A 21675-nucleotide genomic window follows, 5' to 3' on the forward strand; every position below is an offset into this window, starting at 1 on the left:
AATATCGGCATCGTAAAGACATCCGGTCGATCAGGCCACAGCTGCTGCGCTGACGGCTTCTTCCACTTCCTGAAAGCTCGGCATCAGATCAGACGGAATGCTCTTGCGACCGATCTCGACACTGACCTGAGGAGCATTGCCCTGAAGATGCGCCACAATCACGGATCGCACGAGATCGAGATAAGAGGCCTCTTCCTCAACCACGCCTCCCAGCCGACTGGCGATGGGGGCGACAATTCCGTAGGCAAGAAGAATACCAAGGAATGTTCCCACCAGAGCGCCTGCAATCATTTCACCTAGGACGATGGGAGGCTTGCTGATGGAGGCCATGGTCTTGATCACACCGAGAACGGCCGCCACGATCCCAAGCGCCGGCAGCGCATCGGAAATGGACTGAAGCGCATGAGATAGATGCATTTCCTCACGCATGTTTTTCTTGAGTTCATTCCCCATTACTTCATCCATCTGATATGGATCGGTAGCGTTCATACCTGCCATCCGCAGGTAATCGCAGATGAACGAACAGACATGGGAATTGTCCCGGATTTTCGGAAAAGCGCTGAAGACCGTGCTGCCCTGAGGATCTTCGATATGGGCTTCAAGCGCCATGAACCCTTTGGAAGAAGCCAGCTTCGCAATATGAAACAGCAGGCTCAAAAGATCGACATAGTCTGAACGGCCATATTGTGAGCCTTTCATAGCCTTCTTGAGGCCCCCCGGCAGGTGCTTCACGGCCGCCATGGAGTTGGCCATCAGAAAGGTTCCGACGGCGGCACCCAGAATGGTCAGAAGCTCGAAGGGCATTGAGGAGACGAGGGGACCGATGGCCCCTCCGGATGCCACGAACGATCCGAAAACACAGCCCAGAACAACAACCAGACCGATAATGATGAACATTCGAAAACTTCCTGACTGACCTGAATTTATTGAGAAATATCGGGCGACAGCACCAGCACGATGCGACGGTTCCGCGGGCTGAGAGGCTGAGCAGGATCAAAAAGATTCCGATCGGCATACCCGCTTACGGATTTTAGCCGCCCATCGGGAAAACCGTTCTGAACCACCAGATCCCGCACAGCGACCGCCCTTGAACTCGACAGGCTCCAGTTGCTCATCTGTCCGGGACGGTAGGGCGCAGCATCCGTGTAACCGGCGATGGACAGCTTGCCATGCAATTTTTCGAGATAAGGCACGATAGTCTTGATCAACTGAACCGCATGAGCGTCAGGCGTAGACTTGCCCAAAGCGAACATCGGTTGATGATCGGAATCTGCAATCTGGATATGAAGACCATCATCGCCTGCTGAAACCGAGACCTGCGAGCGGACATCGGCCAGTTCCGGCGCATTGCTGATCAGAGCTTGAATTTTCTGGGCCGCAGCCATTCTGGCAGCCTGTTCGGCCTTCTGGTCTGCATTCTGGGGAGAAGACGTGACAGGCGGTTCGCCGGGCTGGATCTGATTGTCATGAAGCACGACGATCTGGGCCGTATGAGCACTGGAGGCAGCCTGGTCTTTGGCAGTCTGCGCGCCGGAAGCCCCCCCCTGAACGGGTTTTCCATACTGATCTTTACCAGGCTTCAGAGCGACCGCTTTTGTTTCCAGAGAAACGGGCTCGGGGGCCGCAGGCAGAACATTATCCACGGGTGGCGGCATATCTTTCCAGACTGCCATCGGGTTGAAAAAGTTGGCGATACCCTTTCGCTGTTCTTCCGTCGTGGCATTAATGAGCCACATGACCAGAAAGAACGCCATCATGGCCGTTACGAAATCGGCGTAGGCGATTTTCCATGCCCCGCCGTGATGGCCACCTTCAACAACGTCAAAACGTTTGATGATGATCTTTCGTACTTCTTTGCCGTTCTGGTTGGACATCCCGCCTCCTGAATGACCTCAGTATGGCAGGCGAGTTCTTAAGGAGAGGTTTAAGAACGCTCCGGCAACCGCACGCCTGTGACAAAATCCGGCTCATGCAGCGTGTAACAGCGGATGGCCTGGCCTCTGACTTCGCGACAGGATGTTGCAGTCTCCTGCCCCTCCTCACCATGCCTCTGTTCTTCAATCACAACCGTTTTTGCTGCTGCTGCCGCAGGCAGGCGGAAAAGGTGCCAGCGTGGATCCGTTCCGATAACAGGCAGAATATTCTGCGTGAATGCCAGACGGGACGCCAGACCATAATCCTCTGCTGCCAGAACCGTCGCGCCTTGCGCTTTTGCCTGCAAAGCAACCTTCCGGGAAAACTCATCCCATCCTCCTGTAAGACGCAATACCGGATCGCGATGCGGAACAAGATGGAGCGGCGAAAATATCGCCTGAATGCAAACGATCATGGTGATGACCAGGCCGCTGACAACAGGCCAGCGAATACGCCATCCGGCTTCAAGGGCGGCGATGGCAAGCACCGGATAGATGACGGCAGGCCAGTTTGGCTGTACCCGGTCTCCGAAAGCATGAGTGACAAACACGACTGTCGGCACCAGAGCCAGCCACGCCAGAAGCCGGTTACGCTTGAGACATACCCACAGCCCGACCGCAAACAGGATAAAAATAAGCGGCGTGGCAAGTCCGATCTGTCCGCCGATCAGTTCCCCCATGAACTGAAGCGCCCGCGCCGGATGCCAGTCGCCCGTCCGCCCTCCCTGCCTGATAAAGCTGGCCCAGTGATGTCCCGCATTCCAAACAATGACAGGCGACATCGCCATAAACAGCCCCGGAAGAGCCAGCCAGGGACCGGGCTGCTGGCGCAGACGTTTCGTCGTAAGAACCGCCCCTCCCAGCCCAAGACCGATCAGGACGGCGGTATATTTTGAATCAAACGCCAGCCCCAGTAAAAGGCCAGATCCGACCCACCATGGAAGAGCTGCGCGAGGTGTCAGTGCCGGGTCGATCGCGCGACTGAGTGTGTAGAGAAACAGCGTGATGAAGAACAGCAGCGGCGTATCGGGCGTCATCGTCGCAGCACCCAGACCGAGCATCAGAGTGGCATTCAGCAAAAGCGCAGCATTGAGCCCTGATTGCGGCCACGAACAGTCGGGTAACAGCCGTCGCGCCGCGTGATACAGCGCCCAGCTTCCCGGCAAAACAGAAAGTGGCCCAAGCAAACGAACACCCAGCGTCGTGTCCCCGCCGAGCCACGTTCCAATACCGATCCACAGAGCCACCATGAACGGATGGTCCAGATAGCCGGGCTGAAGATTGCGCGACCAGACCCAGTAATACGCCTCGTCCGGCGTCAATGGCACACTGGCTGCAAGGTACAGACGGATGATCGTCAGCCCAGCCAGAAGCCCCCAAAACAGCCGGGTATTCCTTACATTTTCACTCATGGTCTCAGCGCCAGACCAGCGTGGAGGACACCGCATAGTTCCAGACCACACCAACCACGGCTCCCGCCGCAGACGAGCGGTCCCAATGACCATGACCTGCACTGTCCAGCATCATCCGGGCAATGCCAATATTGGCGACGGCACCCAGAGAACAAACTGCAATGAAGATGGCCAGCCCCCTCCAGAGCTTTTGCCCTTTGAGGCGGCGATCATGATAGGTGAAGCGGTTGTTCAGCAGAAAATTTGTCAGGATCGCGACAGCGGTTCCGGCGAGTTGTGCCCAGGAAAAGTTCAGGGCGCATGCTCTTCCCAGATTCAGAACGCTCACATTTACGACGACGCCGATAAGCCCGACCAACGCGAAGGCCATGAAGCGTGTTGGCAGCCAACCATATGTCAGCTTGTCGAGCAGCATGGTCGCAAACTGAAGCAGCACCACGACATCAAGTTTGCTTTCGCCCGCAAGGCGGGGGCGGAAGACGAACGGCACCTCGACAATCCGGACGGTTTTAGGAGCCGACATCACCAGATCGAGCAGGATCTTGAATCCCGTCCCGGATAGGCGCGGCAGCAGGGATTCAAAAAGATCCCGGCGCATGGCGAAGAAACCGCTCATCGGATCGCTCAGCGGATGCGGCATAACGGCCTGCGCGGCCTTGATGCCTGCATCCGAAAGGAGATGTCTCCAACGTCCGGCCAGTCCACCACTATCGCCGCCATCGACATGGCGGCTGGCTACGACCAGTTCAGCACCGCTTTGCAATTCGGCCAACATGGTCCGCAGAACGGATTCATCATGTTGCAAATCGCCGTCCATAACTGCAACCAAAGGCGCGCTGGAAGACAGAATGCCTTCGATTACGGCAGAGGACAGACCGCGGCGACCAACCCGGCGCAGCAGGCGGACCCTCGGGTCCAGACACGCAAGACGGGAAACCTCATCCGCCGTACCATCAGGTGAGTTGTCATCAACGAAAATAACTTCCCATGCATTCCCTTCAAGCGCTCCCTCCAGTGCCGCAACCATCGGCGCCACATTGGAAACCTCATTGTAGCAGGGAACAACGACGCTCAGTTCGGCCGGAAGCGGCAGCAGCCGGGAAGCGATCATGGCGTCAGCCGGTCAGATCGGCACGCCGGCAAGATCGCGGCTCGTATGGATGGTCTGGAGGGTCTGGACGCGGACGACGTGCGGGCTGTCAGTCAGCAGGCGTGTCAGGGCGTTCTGATGGGCGGCGTCACGGGCGACCAGGCGCACGAGAAAATCTCCGCCGCCGCGGATCATGTGGCATTCACGCGTCTCAGGCCATGCGCCGACCTGCGCTTCGAAGGCCTCGAGAACGCTTCCCTTCTGGCTCTCAAGACCAATCAGGGCATAGAAGTTCAGGGACCAGCCCAGCAGGGCAGCATCCACTTCGGCATGATACCCCTTGACGATTCCCAGCTCCTCAAGCCGACGGACCCGCCTTAGACAGGGAGGCGCGGAAATGCCCGTACGACGGGCGAGTTCCACGTTGGTCATGCGACCATCGGCCTGGAGTTCGGCAATGATCTGCCGGTCGATGGCATCCAGTTCAATCGGTGCGGAGTGCGGAGAAGCGTTCATTTCAATCTGACGTATATGTCAGCCGACATGATCCGCAAAGATGGCACATGCGTCCGAAGTCCCTATATGAAGGGGCCTGATATCATTTGAGGACCAATCATGCCCGAAATCCATCATACGGATCTGCTGGTCGTGGGCGCTGGCCCTGCTGGCTACACGGCGGCAATCTACGCGGCCCGCGCAAGTCTTAAGCCGATTCTCGTGACCGGAATGCAGCCCGGTGGTCAGCTGACAATTACAACGGATGTGGAAAACTACCCTGGCTTTGCGACTCCTGTGCAGGGTCCCTGGCTGATGGAGCAGATGCGCGCGCAGGCCGAGCATGTCGGAACGCGCCTGATTTATGACCTGATCGTTCAGGCCGATCTGAAGAAAGGCCCGGGGCCAGATGGGTATTTCCGGCTGATCGGAGATTCGGGGGACGAGTTCCGGGCCCGGACTGTCGTGATCGCTACGGGCGCGCAGGCCCGGTGGCTTGGCCTCGAATCGGAAAAACGTCTTCAGCGCGGCGGTGTCTCTGCTTGTGCGACCTGTGATGGATTCTTCTATCGCGGTAAGACGGTGGCCGTGATCGGCGGCGGCAATACAGCAGTCGAAGAAGCCCTGTATCTGACGCATCATGCCGACAAAGTGCACCTGATCCATCGCCGGGACAGTCTGCGGGCCGAGCGCATCCTTCAGGAGCGTCTGTTCTCCAACCCGAAAATCGAAGTGCACTGGAATCAGGCCGTCGAAGAGGTTCTGGGTTCAGGCGAACCGGAAGTGGTCTGCGGGATCGCACTGAAAGACACCCAGACAGGCGCACTCTCCAGACTGAACGTCGACGGCGTTTTCGTCGCCATCGGCCATACGCCGAACACGGGTCCTTTCCTGCATGAAGTCGCCTGTGACAGCGATGGATATATCCTGACCGAAAGCGGCGGAACTGAAACATCCGTCAAAGGCGTGTTTGCGGCAGGTGACATTCAGGATCGTATTTTCCGGCAGGCCGTCACCGCGGCCGGAACAGGCTGCATGGCCGCTCTGGAAGCAGAACGATATCTTTCTGGCATACCTGCCATGACAAAAACTTGACCCTCGCGCGTGCTTCAGACAGTTTCGTCCATTCAACGACATATCTTGACGGATAACGCCGGGACATATGGGTAAAAAGGACGAGGACCGTCGCCTTGGCGAACGGGGAGAAAACCAGATGGACTGGGACAAGCTGCGGATTTTTCACGCTGTAGCTGAAGCCGGCTCCTTTACTCATGCCGGTGACCGGCTGGGACTGAGCCAGTCGGCAGTATCCCGGCAGATTTCCGCGCTTGAAGACGTCCTGCGCGTGCCGCTGTTCCATCGGCATGCGCGCGGGCTGATTCTGACGGAACAGGGTGATGTCCTGAACCGTACGGTCCGCGAAGTCTTTTCGAAGCTGGCCCTGACTCAGGCTTTCCTGAGCGAAAGTAAGGAGCGGGCCGCGGGGAAAATCAAGATCACCACGACAACAGGTTTCGGCCTGTCATGGCTTTCTCCGCGCCTGAACCGGTTTCTTGAACTGCATCCCGACATCGAAGTCACGCTTCTGCTCGAAGATGCCGATCTGGATCTGGGTATGCGTGAGGCAGATGTCGCTATCCGACTGCACCCGCCCACACAGCCCGATCTGGTGCAGCGTCATCTCGCTAATTTCCCCATGCCGATTTATGCAAGCGCCGCATATCTTGAGCGCCACGGGACACCACAGTCTATCGAAGATCTGGCTCATCATCAGATCATCAGCTTTGCAGGGTGGCATCTGCCACTGCCCAATGTGAACTGGTTGCTTGATCTTCTGCGTCAGGAAGGTGTTGCACGGCAGGGCAGCCGTCGTCTGGCGATCAACAACATCTCGGCCGTCGCGAATGCTATTGCAGCCGGGACAGGCATCGGGTCCCTGCCCCTTTACGCGGCTGCAGGTTATCCAGATCTGGTCCGTATTCTGCCGGACCAGCAGGTACCTCTGGTAGAAGCCTATTTTGTCTACCCTGAAGAATTGCGGACATCAAAGCGGATTGCGGTCTTCAGGGATTTTCTGCTTTCCGAAATCAGCAACCTCAAAGGCCAGGACTAAGGATAAAAAATCAGGGGGCTTTATGCCTCCTATCCCCTGCGACCATGAGTTGGGGTACAGGCATGAGGCCGATTGCTGGAGCGGAAGACTGCTTCCCCAATCGGCGCAAATCCTCCACCCCGCCCAAGGCGATGCGTATTATTGGGCATCTGCGCAAGGACGATGACACCAGACGCCATCCGGTAACAGACTGCTACCTGCGATGATCGGGTCTTTTTGTCATGATGAGCCAGAGAGCTTTCGACAGGTTGTGGCGATCCGTGAGCCCATGACGCCGCGGGCGTCACAAGCGAAGCCCCAAGAGACAAGCCCATAACCCAGACAAAAATCACCAGAAAATGCGGAAAAGGCTTCATGGCCTCATGATACCGCAAAAGCAGCTTGTCGAACCAGTCTTGACCGGTCCCGGTTATCACCTTGCAGCGCCTCTGATGCGCTTCGGACACAATAATGTCAGTTACCGGATTTCATTGAAGACAAGCGCTGATTGACACGCTCTCGGAGTTCTTTGCCTACCTTGAAGAACGGGACGCTCTTTTCCTCAACAGGCACAACGTCGCCCGTGCGAGGATTACGTCCCGTCCGGGCCGCACGTTCACGGGGAAGAAATGCTCCAAAACCGCGCAGTTCCACCCGATCCCCACGCGCAAGCGCAGAGCCGATCTCGTCAAAGACCGCATGAACGATGCGCTCTATATCGCGGGTAAGAAGGTGCGGATATGCTTCCGCCAGTTCGGCAATAAGCTCGGATCGAGTCATGACAGTTCTTCCACCTGACTCCGCGTTCTGAAACAGGCCATCAGAGTTGCAAAATCGCAACGGCTCCGTCAAGGGCTTCACGGTCGAGAGCACTGGAGAAACTTCCTCCAAGCAACCCTGTCAGAAGCGCCCTTTTGCCGGGCCACTCATACCACCGCTTCGAACGTTCGGGCACCAGCGGAAGAACAGGATAGGACGATGTCCCTATATTCAGCCGCTTTCTGAGCCATAACCTTGCCGCGTCTTCGTCTCCAAGTTCATCGACGAGACCCAGAGCAATAGCCTGCCGTCCTGTATAAGCACGCCCGTCCGCCAGGCTACGGACTTTTTCCTCTGTCAGATGGCGACCATCTGCAACCATCGAAACGAATTGAGCAAACAGATCGTTGACGATGCCTTGAAGCATCTGCCGCCCTTCGGGCGTCAGCGCACTGGTTGGATCCGTCTGATCTTTCATGGCGCCCGATGTGATGGCATTGACCCCAATTCCCAGACGCCCAAGACCAACCGAGACGTCAGGGCGCTGAAAAATGACGCCTATCGATCCCGTCAGAGTTGAAGGCAAAGCAACGATATGCTGAGCCGGCACGGAAAGCATATAGGCCGCCGAAGCTCCCATATCGCCCATTGAGACGGAAACTGGTTTGACGGCTGCAAAACGTTTAACTGCGTCATGAAGCCTTTCCCCACCAGTAACACCTCCGCCCGGGCTATCGACAACCAGAAGTAGCCCAGTCACATCCGGCGCACTCTGAGCCTGCTTCAGCGCGCGCACGATCTGCGAGACATTATTCTGGACAACACCAGTGATGGTGAGACGAACAATATGTGGTCTGTTGGTGAAATTTGAACCAACAGACCCGCTATGGCCCATCATCGAAATGACAAGGGCGCTGCAAAAAGCCACCAGCGCCCCGATCCGCCATAACACCAGCTGCCGATGCTTTGTCTGACTTGCCAGAAAAAGGTTTAGCTCAGCACTCATGAAGCGAATCCTGCTTCCGTTTTTCAGACACGGTCAGAGAACAATCAGTCTTCTTTCTTGACGCGACGCCCACGAGCAGATTCTTTCTTTCCCTCGCCGTTTGCCGCACTGATCTTCCGTCCCAGACCAATCTCACGCGCCAAAGCCGAGCGACGCTGGGCGTAATTCGGAGCTACAAGAGGGTAATCTGCCGGCAGACCCCAGCGTTCACGATACTGTTCCGGTGTCATGTCATAGGCGCTCTGAAGATGGCGCTTGAGCATCTTCAGTTTTTTACCGTCCTCAAGGCAGATGATGTAATCAGGAAAAACAGAGCGCTTGATAGGTACTGCCGGTTGTGGGCGCTCGGCCTGCGGCGCTTCCTCGGGAACTCCAGCCTTTGAAAGAGCATCATATACCTGCCGGATCAGGGTCGGCAGTGTTTCCGCCTCGAGGGCTCCACGAGACGCTTGGGCAGCAACGATCCTGGCGGTAAGTTCCAGAAGACCTGTATTGGAAGTGCTATCAGACATAATATTTTCACCCTATCTGTTCGAATGAATTTTCAGTTCCTTAACGCCTGTACAGGGTCAGGTAAATGCAGCATGGAAATATTTGACGTATTCCTTTTCCAATCCATGATTATCATCATATCAAAATAACCCGCAAACAAAAATAAGCCTATGCGCTTACAAAAGTATTCTGCGCTGCAGTTCACAACTGGGATGACGACATGATCAGAGAAACTGTCACGCTCTCAACAGCAAGTGATTTTTCCGGCTGGCGTGCATGGGCACGCAAACTGCTTCACGACAGAGTTCCCGCCAGTTCAATACAATGGATCGTGAGCCCTCCACCATTCCTGTATGCCCCTTCTGCCACAAGGCTTCTTCCCAACGCCCCGTCCACAACCAACCTGCCCCGCGCCCTTGCTTCACTCTTCCCGGCTGTATTCGTATCCGAAGACCCCGATAGACTTCACCTGCTGTATCTCACGCTTCAGACTTTACGTGACGGCATGTCAGTGCCCGATCAACTTATTGAAAGCCTGCGCAGACTCGCTACGGAAAGCCGTAAAAGAGCGCTCGACCTGCGTTGTCAGATGCCCGACGCGCGCAATCCGGAATGGCAGATCCTCCGCACCTCCCATGCGGCAGCCCTGATCGACAGTCAGGCAGACGCACTATCAAATTTACGTCCGGAACCGTGGGTCGTGATAGCACCCGACCGAACACTGTTCTGGAACGCCGGGGAATATCGCTTCGGACCGGGCTTCACCGGCGATGACCTGCCTCCATCAGAGCTTATTGAGACTGCACGCAGCCTCGCCAGCGCCGGCAACAAAAATGCCTTCTGGGACGGAATTGCACAGGTGCGACTACATCCTGAGTCGGAAAACATTGCGGCTTCTCCTTCACTCGCCAGCCTCCGCGCCAAGGCGATCGACTGCCAGATGTGTGAATTGTGCAGACCAGCGACACGGACTGTCTCCGGCGAAGGCGATCCCAAAGCCAGACTCCTCTTTATTGGTGAACAACCCGGAGATCAGGAAGATCTTCAGGGACGCCCCTTTGTTGGACCAGCAGGACAACTATTCGACCGTGCCCTGCGAGAGGCTGGCGGAAACCGGGCCGAGACGTGGGTCACCAATGCCGTCAAACATTTCAAATTCATTCCCAGGGGCAACCGCCGCATTCATCAAAAACCAGATGCATCCGACATAAGCGCCTGCGCCCCCTGGCTTATGACGGAACGTCGGGTTCTGGCTCCCAGAGTGACGGTGATGCTGGGCGTTACAGCAGCCAGCGCTGTCCTTGGGCGTTCGGTCACAGTGTCGCGCGAGCGCTCGAAGCATATTCCTTTGGAGGATGGAAGTATCGGTCTGGTAACCGTACATCCATCTTATCTGCTGCGCCTTCCCGATGAGGAGTCCAAGACACGCGAATATACAAAATTCGTAAACGATCTCCGAATGGCAATTTCCACTCTCGCCGGATAGTGCCGTTAGGGCTAAGAAACCCACGCAATGAGTGGCAGCACCATCTCCTCGGGACAACCGACTCCGGATAATACGACCACACGGCCTGCACCGCTGCGGCCGCGGGCGCGCCCTTTCCTCTCGTGGCTGTACGCTCCCAGCGCTTCATCCGTCACGTTTGCCCTGCGCAATACCATTGCCGCCTGTCTGGCAATTGGAATTGCATTCTGGATGGAACTGGACGACCCAGCCTGGGCCGCAATGACTGTGTGGGCCGTCGCACAGACCAGCCGGGGCGAAAGCCAGTCAAAGGCCAAATGGCGCATCGTCGGCACCATCAGTGGCGGCGTTGCCGCCATCAGCATCATGGCGCTTGCTCCACAGGCGCCATGGCTGTTTTTTCCCATGATCGCATTATGGATTGGCCTGTGCAGCGGCTTTGCAACATTCGTTAGCAATTTCCGCTCCTATGCCCTTGTTCTTGCAGGATATACCTGTTCCATCATCTGCATGGGCGCAGCGTCCAACCCCGACAATATCTTCATGGTGGCCATGTCGCGCGGCACCTACATCGTGCTCGGCGTGCTGTGTGAAGCCTTCATGGGGCTCATTTTCGCCACCAGTCAGGAACGGCACGCCCGCGCGCAGCTCAGGCAGAAACTTGAATCGGCGCTGGTTCTCGTCACGACGACCCTATGCAGCCTTCTGGGCGAAGAACGCGGAGCGCTGAACGCAGCCCGCCGCCAGTTCGGCACAATCCTCACCATCAATGACCAGATCGAATTTGCCGAAGTCGAAATGGGACCGCACGGCCATGAAGGCGACCATGCGCGCGCTGCCCTCGCGGCTGTCTCAGCCCTTCTCTCGCGCGGGTTCGGAATGGCCATGCGCCTTCAGGTGCTCAACCATAACCACCCTGCATTTACCAAAACCGCAGACGAGATCCTCGCTTTTCTAAAGCAGTTTCCACAACGCCTGCCCGACCAGAATTCCGTCCCTGCCCTCCTCGCGGATTTACAGCATTTCCGGGATGTCTGCCGCCTATACGCTGCGCCACATCGCGAAACAGACATTCGCCCCGATCTTGAACCCATCCCCGGACATGAGCCCTTTGACGCAATCGATACCAGCCCGGAGATGTTGGATGACAGGCTGGACGAGCGCGTGCTTTTCGTCTCACTCGGAGAGCTTTTGGGCGATCTGGAACAGGCCATCAAGGAATACGAGGCCAGCACGCACCGCATCAAAGGCGATCACTTCCATTTCCAGCTCGAAACCCATCGAGACACACGTGAAGCCGTGCATAACGGCCTGCGGGGAGCCTGTGCGGTTCTGATCACAGCCTATATTTACGAAGTGACAGCCTGGCCAAACGGCCTTGGTTTCATCGCCATTACGACGCTGGTTTGCGGACTTTTCGCCACGAAGGAAAATCCTGTTCTTGGCACCACGGAATTCCTCAAAGGTGCCGTGGCAGCCTATATCGTCGCGTGGTTTCTGGTCTTCGTTTTGATGCCGAAGGTCACGACTTTCGAGACCTTGACGCTCTTTCTGGGTCCCGCAATGTTTCTGGGCGGACTGGCCAAAGGAAATCCAGCAACAGCCGGTGGCTCGGCCGCTTACGGACTTCTGCTTCCCGCCATGCTCGGTCTGGAAAACCATCACGTCATGAACGAGCTCGCTTTTTATAATGGCAACATGGCGACCGTTCTTGCTGTCGCCGTCAGCGTGATCGTTTTCCGAAGCGTCCTGCCCTTCAGCAGCGATGCCGAACGCCTCCGCCTCCGTCGCGTCATGCTGGGCGAATTGCAACATCTGGCCCATCCGGGCTTTAAGCCGCGCATTAGTGTCTGGATCGGACGCAATACGGACCGCTTTGCCCGCCTGATCCGTCATGCAGGTCCAACACCTGCCCCGCTGATCGAAGCCTGCATCCTCGGAACGCTGGCAACCCTCACTCTCGGATTAAATGTCATCCGATTGCGCGCTTTGCTGGATCGCGAATATCTCCCAGAGAGCGCAAGACGGCCAATTCTGCTGGTTCTGCATTATGTTGAAGAATCAACCCGTCGCCACGACAAAGCCGCCCGCATCGCAGAAGCCGCAGTACGACGGCTACGCGTTCTCGATGCCCGGGAGACGGATCTGGTAACCCGTCTTGAGCTTACACGCGCCATCACCTATCTGGTCGTGATCGCCCATACCATGCGGACGAACGAAGATTTTCTCGATGCCAGCAGACCATTCCGTGGCGAAAGAAATAACCGCGTTCTTAAAACATGATTTGAACACTAAATTTATTTGTAAACTATTTTCAGAGCTTATCTTCATCTCTTTAAATGATCCCATTGAGTCCTACTCAATGGGAATAACTGCTAAAGCTCCAGCAGTATGCTTTATATTCTGTACATTAACCGCACTATCGGAACCGATGGCCGGAAAAACCATACTGAGGGCACACATAAGCCTCCCAGACATATGCTCCAAAATCAAACATTCAGAAATGCGGAACCAAACTGCAACACAACCATTCATAAAATTGCAGAGTGGTTGTTCTATTCTGCTTCCATTCAAAGATACAGAAATGCCCATTCCAATGAGAAAACAAAAAACCTTTTTAAAATATTTGATTATAGCATCAATCAGCTCATACGCCTTTTTCAGTCCAACCCAAGAGGTACTCGCGCGCGATGCTCCCCAACCGAACCATACCCTGACCACTCAAGAGGCCGTTAACCGTGCCTACAATAATTACAAATCGACAACAGATGGGTCTAATGCGTCGTATATTCCGTATTTAGAGAAAGCCAATAAAAGACTTTATGGAATTGTCATTGTCACGATAGACGGAAAAATTTTCAAGGCTGGAGATTCTGATTATTCTTTTCCAGTTGAATCAATTTCAAAAGTTTTCACCTTAGCGCACGTATTAAAAATACAAGGCGCAAAGAACCTGCAAAATAAAATTGGCGTCAATGCCACCGGACTTCCTTTTAATTCTGCTTTAGCTATTGAACTTAATAACGACAAACTGACAGGCAGCCCCCCACCTGGCAATCCTCTCGTAAACGCTGGTGCAATTGCCACTGCAAGCCTTGTCGAAGGCAAATCACTTGAAGAAAAATGGAATACTGTCATTAAGACAGCTTCTGCTTTTGCAGGACGCCCACTAAGTCTAAACAAAGATGTTTACGACTCTGAAATGTCAGATAACCAGCACAATCTAGCCATAGCTATTCTTCTGAAAAGCTATAATTATCTTTATGCCGATTCAATCGAGACCATCGATCTATACACACGCGAATGCTCTTATGACATTACAGCAAAAGATTTGGCTGTTATGGGAGCCACATTGGCTAATGGCGGAAATAACCCTCTTACACATCAAAATGTCATCGACGAGGAAACAAGTATGAGAGTTCTCGCAGTCATGGCGACTGCTGGCCTTTATAACACCTCGGGCGAATGGCTTTACAATGTTGGATTGCCTGCAAAAAGTGGTGTTGGCGGCGGTATTGTGGCTGTTGTACCTGGAAAAATGGCAATTGCAGTCTACTCATCACCTCTCGATCCCGCAGGAAACAGTGTGCGTGGACAACTAGCTATCCAGTCTATCGCACATGATCTAGGGATAAATATTTTCAAAAAAAATAGATAGGTATTAAAAAATATTAGAGTGAGTGACTGATGATGCCGTATGCTGAATAGATGTTAATTATTATTTTCCATTATGGCATCATAAATAATGCTTTCTACTCGGATAGACAATCTTATCTTGTGATTTCTGATCGACAAAACCCTACTCAATAGGGCACCGGATTTGCTGTGGCTTTGGACACAAAACGATTGGGCTGGTGCCGCCAAGTTATGAATGCCTTTGTCGAGGAGTATAGAAATTATTAATACGTTACAATACGTCATCTATTACCTATGGCCTTATCCTCCATGCTTGTCGACAGACAAACTTAGTCTTCAGGACTTCGAAAAAAGGTCAATAAAAGCAGTTTCCATGACTAGCATAGACGGATCATTCTGTAATCCGCAAGCTTCTTTCAGAAGTTATGGGAGCAATCTTGGCTGCCATCATTGGAGTGAAAGATATAGTTTATCGACTGTCGACCATATTTCTGTGCCAATTTAGGTACGAGGGGGATAGACCCGTTGCCCTTTATCAACTACCCGCCACGATCCTCACCAACCTCAAATTCCACCTCTTTAAACTTAACGGCCATTCGGGACTGCTGAAGAAGCTTCTTTTTAGTTGCGGAAACGATATTTCATACGTCAGAGGCCCGAGCCATTCGGTTTGATCAGAATAAAAGGACTGCCTGCATCTAGAGGGTTGTAAGTTCCGCCTTCCGGATCAAGGTAACGGGATATGAATGTCCATCAGCATCGCTATCCCCAAGTCCAATTTAATATCCTGTAAACTGCCCCCGCAGTGTGTCCACCAAAAATTGTTATAGTGCGCCATAGAATCGTTAAATTCGTCGCAAGCGTGCGGAATTCAAAACCTAAATTTGCACTATGTAATATATAAAATGGCGGAGAGGGTGGGATTCGAACCCACGGTACCCGCGAAGGCACAACGGTTTTCGAGACCGCCCCGATCGACCACTCTGGCACCTCTCCGTACGGCTCTGCTGTTGCGCTGAACCTGATCGACGGACGGGCTTATGACGGGGTTTATCCGATATTGCAAGAGGCTAGAAACGACTTCCTTCAAGAAATCTGATTGCAAAGTGGTTTTTTCGTCGTTTCTGATTGACTGAAAGTCCTCACTTCTGTATCGACCGCGACTGTTCCATATGGCCGTTTCTTGTGGCCATCGTGGAGCCAACGACAAAAAGCGACTGGGTCGCGCCAGACCGGGAACACCCGGCAGCAGCGGCCACGAGATCGGAACAGAGAGAGTTTCCAGAATGTACGCAGTCATCCGCACCGGCGGTAAGCAGTATCGCGTTGCTCCCGAGAGCATCCTTAAGGTTGAGAAGCTCAAAGCTGAAGCCGGCAGCACCATCACCTTCACCGACGTCCTGATGGTTGGCGGCGAAGGCACCGTAACCGTTGGCGCACCACTGGTTGCTGGTGCGACCGTGACGGCAACTGTCGTCGCTCAGGATCGTCTGCCAAAGGTGATCATCTTCAAGAAGCGTCGCCGTCAGAACAGCCGCCGCAAGAATGGCCACCGTCAGCCGGTGACCGTCCTGCGTATCAACGCGATCAACGCGGCCTGATTGGCCAGACACTTTAGGTAAGGACAAACAGTCATGGCACAAAAAAAGGCAGGCGGCTCGAGCCGTAACGGACGCGACAGTGCAGGTCGTCGTCTGGGTGTGAAGAAGTTCGGTGGCGAAAGCGTCATCGCAGGCAACATCATCGTCCGTCAGCGCGGCACGAAGATGAAGGCTGGCGCCAATGTCGGTATCGGTCGCGACCACACGCTGTTCGCTCTGACGGACGGCCACGTGCAGTTCCAGCGCCGCGCAGAAGGCCGCGTCCACGTTTCCGTGGCACTGCCGGAAGCTGCTGAATAAGCAGCCCGCTGTTCCAGCGCGAGCAGAAAGGGCCGGTCCTGTTCGGGGCCGGCCTTTTTGCGTATAAAGCGCTCCACACCTTATTCTTTTCGGACAATACGATGAAGTTTCTCGACCAGGCCAAGATCTATGTGCGTTCCGGTGACGGCGGGGACGGCGTGATCGCATTCCGGCGCGAGAAATACATCGAGTATGGCGGTCCGGACGGTGGTGATGGTGGTCGTGGCGGTGATATTGTGTTTCGTGCTGTACCCGGCCTGAACACACTGATCGATTTTCGCTACACACAGCATTTCAAAGCCCGTAAAGGCGGAAATGGCGCAGGTTCCAATCGGACCGGTGCAGCCTCTGCAACCGTCACCATCAATGTACCGATCGGCACACAGATTTTTGACGAAGATCGCGAAACCCTGCTGGCCGATCTTGATGTGGAAGACAAGGAAGTCCTGCTGTGCCGCGGTGGCGACGGCGGTCTGGGCAACACCCATTTCAAAAGCAGCACCAACCGTGCGCCACGCCGTGCCGATAAAGGCTGGCCGGGCGAAGAGCGCTGGGTGTGGCTGCGTCTCAAGCTGATTGCCGATATCGGCCTTGTGGGCCTTCCGAACGCGGGCAAGTCGACACTTCTCTCCGTCGCATCTCGTGCGCGCCCAAAAATTGCTGATTATCCGTTCACGACCCTGCACCCCCAACTCGGTGTGGTTCGCCTGAATAACACCGAAGAATTTGTGATCGCCGACATTCCCGGCCTGATCGAAGGCGCCAGCGAAGGCGCTGGCCTCGGGGACCGGTTCCTTGGCCATGTAGAGCGCTGCGCCACACTTCTTCACCTGATCGATGGGACGGAGAGCCAGGTCGTCAAGCACTGGCGCCTGATCCGCAAGGAACTTCAGGCTTATGATCCAGAGCTTGCGGCCAAGCCCGAGATTATTGTCCTGAACAAATGCGATTCCCTGACGCCCACGCAGCGATCCGCCAAAAAACGGGCACTGGCCAAAGCGTCCGGTGCCGAAGTGCTGATGCTGTCTGGCGCGACGCAGGAAGGCCTGCCCGAACTACTCCGGATGCTTCAGGATCGCGTGACGGCTGCCAAAAAGGACCGCCAGGGATGATCACTGCGGCTTGTGCTCCTCATCTGGCGCAAGCCCGCCGGATCGTTATTAAGATCGGGAGCGCGCTTCTGGTCGATTCAGCCAACGCCACCCTGCGACAGCAGTGGTTGCAGAGCGTGTGCGCAGACATCGCCGAACTGCGCGCGCACGGTGCAGAGATCATTGTCGTCTCATCGGGCGCGATCTCCCTTGCGCGACATCGTCTTGGTCTCACGTCCCGCAGACTACGTCTGGATGAGAAGCAAGCCATGGCCAGTGTGGGGCAGATCGGGTTGGCACAGGGCTGGAGTGCAGCGCTCGCAGACCACGATCTGGTCGCGGCACAGCTTCTCCTGACGCCGGACGATACAGAAAACCGTGAGCGCCACCTGAATGCCCGCGCCACGCTCCAGACACTACTCGATCTGGGCTGTGTGCCGGTCATCAATGAAAACGATGCCATCGCCACCAGCGAAATCCGCTTCGGTGACAATGACCGTTTGGGCGCCCGCGTTGCCCAGATGACAGGCGCGGACTGTCTGGTGCTGCTGTCAGATATTGACGGTCTCTATACGGCGGATCCTCGACAGGACCCTTCCGCACTACATATTCCCGTCGTGGAACAGATGACTGACGACATCATGGCCATGGGGGGCGAGCCGCCACCCGGCTATTCGTCCGGCGGAATGCGCACAAAACTTCTGGCCGCAAGAATTGCAACGCGCGCCGGTGCCAACATGGTCATTGCAGCCGGACAGGAACACCATCCTTTGCGCAGGCTGCAAAATGGCGCCCTCTGCACTTGGTTCCTGGCCCAGACCGATGCGGGCTCAGCCCGCAAACGGTGGATTGGCGGCAGTCTACAGCCCAAAGGATCGCTGACAATTGACGCAGGTGCGTGTCGTGCCCTTCGGGAGGGTGCTTCCCTCCTTCCCGCAGGCGTAACCGGACTTGAGGGCACGTTCGGACGTGGCGATCTTGTCGTCATCCGAGATGTTGAAGGCAGTGTGATCGGGCGTGGCCTGATTGGTTATGACGCGGACGAGAGCCTGAAGCTGATCGGACATCGCTCCGGCGAAATGGAGCAGCTTTTGGGATATCGCGGGCGGGATGCGTTAATTCATCGGGATGATCTGGCCCTCGATCATCCCTGATACGCCCTGCTCTGCTGCTCAGCCCCGTGGGGGCCAGCGCAGCTTTGGTTCGGAACGGGGCTGGTAAGCGTCATTCTCAGCAACCAATTTTGCAGACTGCTTCTTGTCTATGACGCGACCAAGGGGCTGGCGGGCAGTCTCTGTTGCGCCTTGCTCCCACGGAGCGCGTGACCAAGCCCGTTCTGACGCACCGGACAGGTCTGGAGCTGGTGCAGCCTTAAAACCCCGACGCGGCAGGGTCTCAGGGTCGTCCCTCCCCATCGCGTCCCGTCCCGAACCAATCTGCTCCGGACCATCTTCATAGGAGGGCAGGTCAGGACGCAGAGTACGTGCTGGCATCAGATAGTCTTCATCTATCCGCGCCATGCGCTCCTGAGATGCAGGGGCAGTCTGCGCCACCGGCTCCGCAGACAGAATATCCGGACGCATCGAGACCGCCAGACGCAGATTCAATACCCGGAGTTCAGCACGCATCTCGGCAATCTGGAACTCCAGATCCTGTAACCGGGGCTTGGTACCGAACACGGCGAAGGGCATGCACAGCAGTGCCAGCACGAAAAAAGCGGCCACCACGACCAGGCACCCGAAGGCCCAGCCTGGCAGCCAGGAAAAATCAGACATCATGAGGAGGCCCGGTCCAGTCTGAAAGTGGCGTGTTCGATCTTCCGACGTTCGGAATTACATGCCAAGGGCGCGACGATAGATATCAAGTAGGGTTTCCTGCTCCTCGATTTCAGCCGGCTCCTGCTTGCGCAGACGGATGATCTGCTTGATGACTTTTACGTCAAATCCGGCCGATTTGGCCTCAGAAAAAATATCCTTGATATCGCCAGCCAAAGCTTTGCGTTCTTCTTCCAGACGCTCAACACGCTCGATGATGGAGCGCAGACGGTCCGCAGCGATCCCGCCCGTGGCAGCGCCTTCGTTCTTGATTTCTGCATCCATGGTCCGGTTTCCTTATGTCGTCTGGGCTATGTTTTGCCGACGCTGCGCAAACACAGCATCCGCCGCGCGGCTTATCGTGATGAGGGCAGGACGGTCAACGGAATTATGTGCACGTTTCATGAACGCGTGAGCATGACGAAGCTTTTCTCCCGATGTCGTGCACCGCTCGTCCCTTGACAGAAAGCCCGCCGACAGGGAACTAAACGGTGCCTGAAACGGCCTGAACCTTAACCCTTTTTTCCCGGTCTGCGGGTTCGAGAGGTCAGAGAGTCTTCCATGGAACATTTTCAGCAGGTCGAGCCCTTCGACTATGTCATCTTCGGCGCCACTGGCGATCTCACGATGCGCAAGCTGCTGCCCGCGCTCTATAACCGCCTCCGTCTGGGGCAGATTCCGGATGATGCCTGCATCATCGGAGCCGCCCGGACAGAGCTGAGCCGGGAAGCCTATGTTGCGCGGGCCCGTGAGGCGCTTGAGCGCTTTCTTCCTTCGGATGTCCTGAGCCCCGGATTGGTGGACCGTTTTCTGGCCCGTCTGGACTATGTGACCCTCGACAGCAGCCGCGAGAGCACACAGTGGGACAGCCTCACATCCCTTCTCGCCAAGGCGCAGCCTGATCGTGTGCGGGTCTTTTATTTCGCAACCGCGCCGCAGCTTTACGGCAGCATCTGCGAAAACCTGCACCGATATGGGCTGATCACCCCCAGTTCGCGGGTGGTGCTCGAAAAGCCCATCGGAACGGATATGGCGACCGCAACCGCCATCAATGACGGCGTAGGCCAGTATTTCCCGGAAAAGCAGATCTACCGGATCGATCACTATCTCGGCAAAGAGACGGTCCAGAACGTTCTCGCCCTGCGTTTTGCCAACCCGCTTATCAATGCGGCATGGTCGGCAGAGCATATCGAGAGCGTGCAGATCACCGCCGCCGAGACGGTCGGCGTGGAAGGTCGTGCCGCCTATTACGATACGTCGGGCGCATTGCGCGACATGATCCAGAACCATCTGCTTCAGGTGCTGTGTCTGGTCGCGATGGAAGCGCCGGATTCCCTTGAAGCCGATGCTGTCCGCAACGCCAAGCTGGCCGTTCTGAACGCTCTGCGTCCAATGACCGAAGCCAGTGTGGCGACCGAGACCGTACGGGCGCAATACACTGCCGGCGTGGTCGGCGGTGAAAATGTTCCGGGCTATCTTGAAGAACTGGGCACGCCCAGCGCCACGGAAACCTATGCCGCCGTCCGCGCCTGGGTTGATACGCCGCGCTGGAAGAACGTGCCGTTCTATATCCGCACAGCCAAGCGCTCAGCCCGCAAGGTCAGCGAGATCGTCGTGACGTTCCGCCCGGCCGCCACCACAATGTTCGGCGCCACCCCCGCCAGCAACAGGCTCGTGCTGCGCATTCAGCCCAATGAGGGCGTGGAACTGCGCCTGAACGTCAAGAACCCCGCGCTGGACGTGTTCAACCTCCACACGGCGGATCTGGACACCTCCATCCGCATGGAAGGCGGGATGCCTTTCCCCGACTCCTACGAGCGGCTGCTGCTTGACGCGGTCCGGGGCGATCCGGTCCTCTTCATCCGTCGCGACGAGGTCGAGGCTGCATGGCGGTGGGCAGAACCGATCCTCGACGCGTGGAAACACAACAAAGTCTCCATGCAGACCTACAGCGCGGGGTCCTACGGTCCCGATCAGGCTACTCGTCTGCTCGCCGAGCATAACGACACCTGGCACGAAGCCTCGGAGTGACCACATTTGAGTGATGATAAAAGCGCCACGCCCCGTCTGGGCCGCGCGCCGGGAAAAAATACACGTCGCCAGCCCCGCAGCTTCAAACAGCTTCTGCTGCGGCGGCTTCTGATTGTCATCCCGGCTTTTCTGCTCATGTTCATCGCAGTCCGAAGCGGACTGCTGGACATGTCCTATGACAAGATCACGTTCAGCAAACTGAGCTGGTTCGATAACACTGCCCTGGTGGAGCATCTCCGTCTTGCGGTGGTGAAGGACAATCTGACGGATCTGCCACGCAACTGCCTCGTCTTCGTTGTTAATGGCAATGCATCTGACAATACGCCGACAATGGATGTGCTCGGACGCCACGGAAATGGCTGTCCCGGCGCAACACCGTCGGCGGACAAGCTGTTCAGCCTGAAGATCAACCGTTCCGAACGGACCGTGCAGACCGACGCCGGAACCCCCGGCTCGTTTCACGATCTGCCCCTGTAGC

Annotated in this window: 22 protein-coding genes and 1 tRNA gene; 11 read left to right on the forward strand and 12 right to left on the reverse strand. The window is 56.0% G+C overall.

Translation table 11 applies throughout. The features are described 5' to 3' along the window. Positions 1-30 precede the first annotated feature (30 nt). From motA to HKD21_RS05780, 5 genes are read right to left on the reverse strand one after another with little or no spacing between them, the layout of a single operon-like run. Positions 31-897, reverse strand: a complete 867-nt coding sequence (motA, locus tag HKD21_RS05760; protein WP_194254639.1) for a flagellar motor stator protein MotA — start codon at positions 895-897, stop codon at positions 31-33. Positions 898-923: 26 nt separating this feature from the next. After that, complete coding sequence (locus HKD21_RS05765) at positions 924-1874, reverse strand: flagellar motor protein MotB (RefSeq protein ID WP_194254640.1); 951 nt, start codon at positions 1872-1874, stop codon at positions 924-926. A 50-nt stretch (positions 1875-1924) separates the two neighbouring features. Beyond that, the gene (locus tag HKD21_RS05770) at positions 1925-3325 is read right to left on the reverse strand and encodes an ArnT family glycosyltransferase (RefSeq protein WP_194254641.1); all 1401 of its coding nucleotides are present in this window, start codon (positions 3323-3325) and stop codon (positions 1925-1927) included. A 4-nt stretch (positions 3326-3329) separates the two neighbouring features. Beyond that, on the reverse strand, positions 3330-4436 hold the full coding sequence (locus HKD21_RS05775) for a glycosyltransferase family 2 protein (RefSeq protein WP_194254642.1): 1107 nt from the start codon (positions 4434-4436) through the stop codon (positions 3330-3332). Between the two features lie 12 nt (positions 4437-4448). Then, entirely contained in the window at positions 4449-4931 is a 483-nt protein-coding gene (locus tag HKD21_RS05780) for an Lrp/AsnC family transcriptional regulator (RefSeq protein WP_194254643.1), read from the reverse strand. Between the two features lie 99 nt (positions 4932-5030). Between HKD21_RS05780 and trxB the strand changes: the two genes are divergently transcribed. Both trxB and HKD21_RS05790 read left to right on the forward strand, forming a co-directional pair. Then, complete coding sequence (trxB, locus tag HKD21_RS05785) at positions 5031-6005, forward strand: thioredoxin-disulfide reductase (RefSeq protein WP_194254644.1); 975 nt, start codon at positions 5031-5033, stop codon at positions 6003-6005. Positions 6006-6123: 118 nt separating this feature from the next. Beyond that, positions 6124-7023, forward strand: a complete 900-nt coding sequence (locus HKD21_RS05790) for a LysR family transcriptional regulator (RefSeq protein WP_194254775.1) — start codon at positions 6124-6126, stop codon at positions 7021-7023. A 29-nt stretch (positions 7024-7052) separates the two neighbouring features. Here the strand turns inward: HKD21_RS05790 and HKD21_RS05795 are convergent, their stop codons facing one another. The 4 genes from HKD21_RS05795 to HKD21_RS05810 are packed head-to-tail and all read right to left on the reverse strand — an operon-like array spanning position 7053 to position 9279. Continuing rightward, complete coding sequence (locus HKD21_RS05795) at positions 7053-7439, reverse strand: hypothetical protein (protein WP_194254797.1); 387 nt, start codon at positions 7437-7439, stop codon at positions 7053-7055. 37 nt (positions 7440-7476) lie between these two features. Beyond that, complete coding sequence (locus HKD21_RS05800) at positions 7477-7782, reverse strand: integration host factor subunit beta (protein WP_194254645.1); 306 nt, start codon at positions 7780-7782, stop codon at positions 7477-7479. A gap of 40 nt (positions 7783-7822) precedes the next feature. After that, complete coding sequence (gene sppA, locus HKD21_RS05805; protein ID WP_194254646.1) at positions 7823-8767, reverse strand: signal peptide peptidase SppA; 945 nt, start codon at positions 8765-8767, stop codon at positions 7823-7825. A gap of 44 nt (positions 8768-8811) precedes the next feature. Continuing rightward, the gene (locus HKD21_RS05810; RefSeq protein WP_194254647.1) at positions 8812-9279 is read right to left on the reverse strand and encodes a MucR family transcriptional regulator; all 468 of its coding nucleotides are present in this window, start codon (positions 9277-9279) and stop codon (positions 8812-8814) included. Positions 9280-9479: 200 nt separating this feature from the next. Here HKD21_RS05810 and HKD21_RS05815 point away from each other — a divergent pair, with 200 nt between their 5' ends. Genes HKD21_RS05815 through glsA form a run of 3 tightly spaced genes read left to right on the forward strand, consistent with a single transcriptional unit; the run spans position 9480 to position 14382 of the window. Beyond that, complete coding sequence (locus tag HKD21_RS05815) at positions 9480-10745, forward strand: UdgX family uracil-DNA binding protein (protein ID WP_194254648.1); 1266 nt, start codon at positions 9480-9482, stop codon at positions 10743-10745. A gap of 27 nt (positions 10746-10772) precedes the next feature. Then, positions 10773-13007 carry an FUSC family protein gene (locus HKD21_RS05820; protein WP_194254649.1) on the forward strand — a complete coding sequence of 745 codons (2235 nt, stop codon included), beginning with the start codon at positions 10773-10775 and terminating at the stop codon, positions 13005-13007. Further along, positions 12955-14382, forward strand: coding sequence for a glutaminase A (glsA, locus tag HKD21_RS05825; RefSeq protein WP_215748018.1), 1428 nt, complete (start codon positions 12955-12957; stop codon positions 14380-14382). The genes HKD21_RS05820 and glsA overlap by 53 nt, the downstream gene beginning before the upstream one ends. A gap of 884 nt (positions 14383-15266) precedes the next feature. Here glsA and HKD21_RS05830 read toward each other — a convergent pair. Continuing rightward, positions 15267-15356, reverse strand: a tRNA-Ser gene (locus HKD21_RS05830). Between the two features lie 290 nt (positions 15357-15646). Between HKD21_RS05830 and rplU the strand changes: the two genes are divergently transcribed. From rplU to proB, 4 genes are all read left to right on the forward strand, one after another. Then, on the forward strand, positions 15647-15961 hold the full coding sequence (gene rplU / locus HKD21_RS05835) for a 50S ribosomal protein L21 (protein ID WP_194254650.1): 315 nt from the start codon (positions 15647-15649) through the stop codon (positions 15959-15961). A gap of 33 nt (positions 15962-15994) precedes the next feature. Then, positions 15995-16261, forward strand: a complete 267-nt coding sequence (gene rpmA / locus HKD21_RS05840; RefSeq protein WP_194254651.1) for a 50S ribosomal protein L27 — start codon at positions 15995-15997, stop codon at positions 16259-16261. A gap of 101 nt (positions 16262-16362) precedes the next feature. Beyond that, a complete protein-coding gene (gene obgE, locus HKD21_RS05845; RefSeq protein ID WP_194254652.1) occupies positions 16363-17373 on the forward strand; it encodes a GTPase ObgE in 1011 nt (336 codons plus the stop codon). Continuing rightward, positions 17370-18506 (forward strand): glutamate 5-kinase, encoded by a 1137-nt coding sequence (gene proB / locus HKD21_RS05850; RefSeq protein ID WP_194254653.1) that lies wholly within the window; start codon positions 17370-17372, stop codon positions 18504-18506. The genes obgE and proB overlap by 4 nt, the downstream gene beginning before the upstream one ends. 18 nt (positions 18507-18524) lie before the next feature. On the opposite strand, the gene HKD21_RS05855 is transcribed toward proB, so the two are convergent. Beyond that, positions 18525-19130 (reverse strand): hypothetical protein, encoded by a 606-nt coding sequence (locus tag HKD21_RS05855; protein WP_194254654.1) that lies wholly within the window; start codon positions 19128-19130, stop codon positions 18525-18527. Positions 19131-19184: 54 nt separating this feature from the next. Beyond that, positions 19185-19451, reverse strand: coding sequence for a DUF2312 domain-containing protein (locus tag HKD21_RS05860; RefSeq protein WP_099286501.1), 267 nt, complete (start codon positions 19449-19451; stop codon positions 19185-19187). A 276-nt stretch (positions 19452-19727) separates the two neighbouring features. Between HKD21_RS05860 and zwf the strand changes: the two genes are divergently transcribed. Continuing rightward, entirely contained in the window at positions 19728-21197 is a 1470-nt protein-coding gene (gene zwf, locus HKD21_RS05865; protein WP_194254655.1) for a glucose-6-phosphate dehydrogenase, read from the forward strand. A 6-nt stretch (positions 21198-21203) separates the two neighbouring features. Then, a complete protein-coding gene (locus HKD21_RS05870; protein WP_194254656.1) occupies positions 21204-21674 on the forward strand; it encodes a hypothetical protein in 471 nt (156 codons plus the stop codon). The last annotated feature ends 1 nt before the right edge of the window (position 21675 follow it).

The organism is Gluconobacter cerevisiae (genome assembly GCF_015244675.1).
Lineage (GTDB): Bacteria > Pseudomonadota > Alphaproteobacteria > Acetobacterales > Acetobacteraceae > Gluconobacter > Gluconobacter cerevisiae.

What these genes read in the sequence shown, in the direction of transcription:
- motA (WP_194254639.1), bottom strand. Translation starts at nt 897, where the DNA reads ATGTTCATCATTATCGGTCTGGTTGTTGTTCTGGGCTGTGTTTTCGGA.
- HKD21_RS05765 (WP_194254640.1), bottom strand. Translation starts at nt 1,874, where the DNA reads ATGTCCAACCAGAACGGCAAAGAAGTACGAAAGATCATCATCAAACGT.
- HKD21_RS05770 (WP_194254641.1), bottom strand. Translation starts at nt 3,325, where the DNA reads ATGAGTGAAAATGTAAGGAATACCCGGCTGTTTTGGGGGCTTCTGGCT.
- HKD21_RS05775 (WP_194254642.1), bottom strand. Translation starts at nt 4,436, where the DNA reads ATGATCGCTTCCCGGCTGCTGCCGCTTCCGGCCGAACTGAGCGTCGTT.
- HKD21_RS05780 (WP_194254643.1), bottom strand. Translation starts at nt 4,931, where the DNA reads ATGAACGCTTCTCCGCACTCCGCACCGATTGAACTGGATGCCATCGAC.
- trxB (WP_194254644.1), top strand. Translation starts at nt 5,031, where the DNA reads ATGCCCGAAATCCATCATACGGATCTGCTGGTCGTGGGCGCTGGCCCT.
- HKD21_RS05790 (WP_194254775.1), top strand. Translation starts at nt 6,124, where the DNA reads ATGGACTGGGACAAGCTGCGGATTTTTCACGCTGTAGCTGAAGCCGGC.
- HKD21_RS05800 (WP_194254645.1), bottom strand. Translation starts at nt 7,782, where the DNA reads ATGACTCGATCCGAGCTTATTGCCGAACTGGCGGAAGCATATCCGCAC.
- sppA (WP_194254646.1), bottom strand. Translation starts at nt 8,767, where the DNA reads ATGAGTGCTGAGCTAAACCTTTTTCTGGCAAGTCAGACAAAGCATCGG.
- HKD21_RS05810 (WP_194254647.1), bottom strand. Translation starts at nt 9,279, where the DNA reads ATGTCTGATAGCACTTCCAATACAGGTCTTCTGGAACTTACCGCCAGG.
- HKD21_RS05815 (WP_194254648.1), top strand. Translation starts at nt 9,480, where the DNA reads ATGATCAGAGAAACTGTCACGCTCTCAACAGCAAGTGATTTTTCCGGC.
- HKD21_RS05820 (WP_194254649.1), top strand. Translation starts at nt 10,773, where the DNA reads ATGAGTGGCAGCACCATCTCCTCGGGACAACCGACTCCGGATAATACG.
- glsA (WP_215748018.1), top strand. Translation starts at nt 12,955, where the DNA reads ATGCCAGCAGACCATTCCGTGGCGAAAGAAATAACCGCGTTCTTAAAA.
- rplU (WP_194254650.1), top strand. Translation starts at nt 15,647, where the DNA reads ATGTACGCAGTCATCCGCACCGGCGGTAAGCAGTATCGCGTTGCTCCC.
- rpmA (WP_194254651.1), top strand. Translation starts at nt 15,995, where the DNA reads ATGGCACAAAAAAAGGCAGGCGGCTCGAGCCGTAACGGACGCGACAGT.
- obgE (WP_194254652.1), top strand. Translation starts at nt 16,363, where the DNA reads ATGAAGTTTCTCGACCAGGCCAAGATCTATGTGCGTTCCGGTGACGGC.
- proB (WP_194254653.1), top strand. Translation starts at nt 17,370, where the DNA reads ATGATCACTGCGGCTTGTGCTCCTCATCTGGCGCAAGCCCGCCGGATC.
- HKD21_RS05855 (WP_194254654.1), bottom strand. Translation starts at nt 19,130, where the DNA reads ATGATGTCTGATTTTTCCTGGCTGCCAGGCTGGGCCTTCGGGTGCCTG.
- HKD21_RS05860 (WP_099286501.1), bottom strand. Translation starts at nt 19,451, where the DNA reads ATGGATGCAGAAATCAAGAACGAAGGCGCTGCCACGGGCGGGATCGCT.
- zwf (WP_194254655.1), top strand. Translation starts at nt 19,728, where the DNA reads ATGGAACATTTTCAGCAGGTCGAGCCCTTCGACTATGTCATCTTCGGC.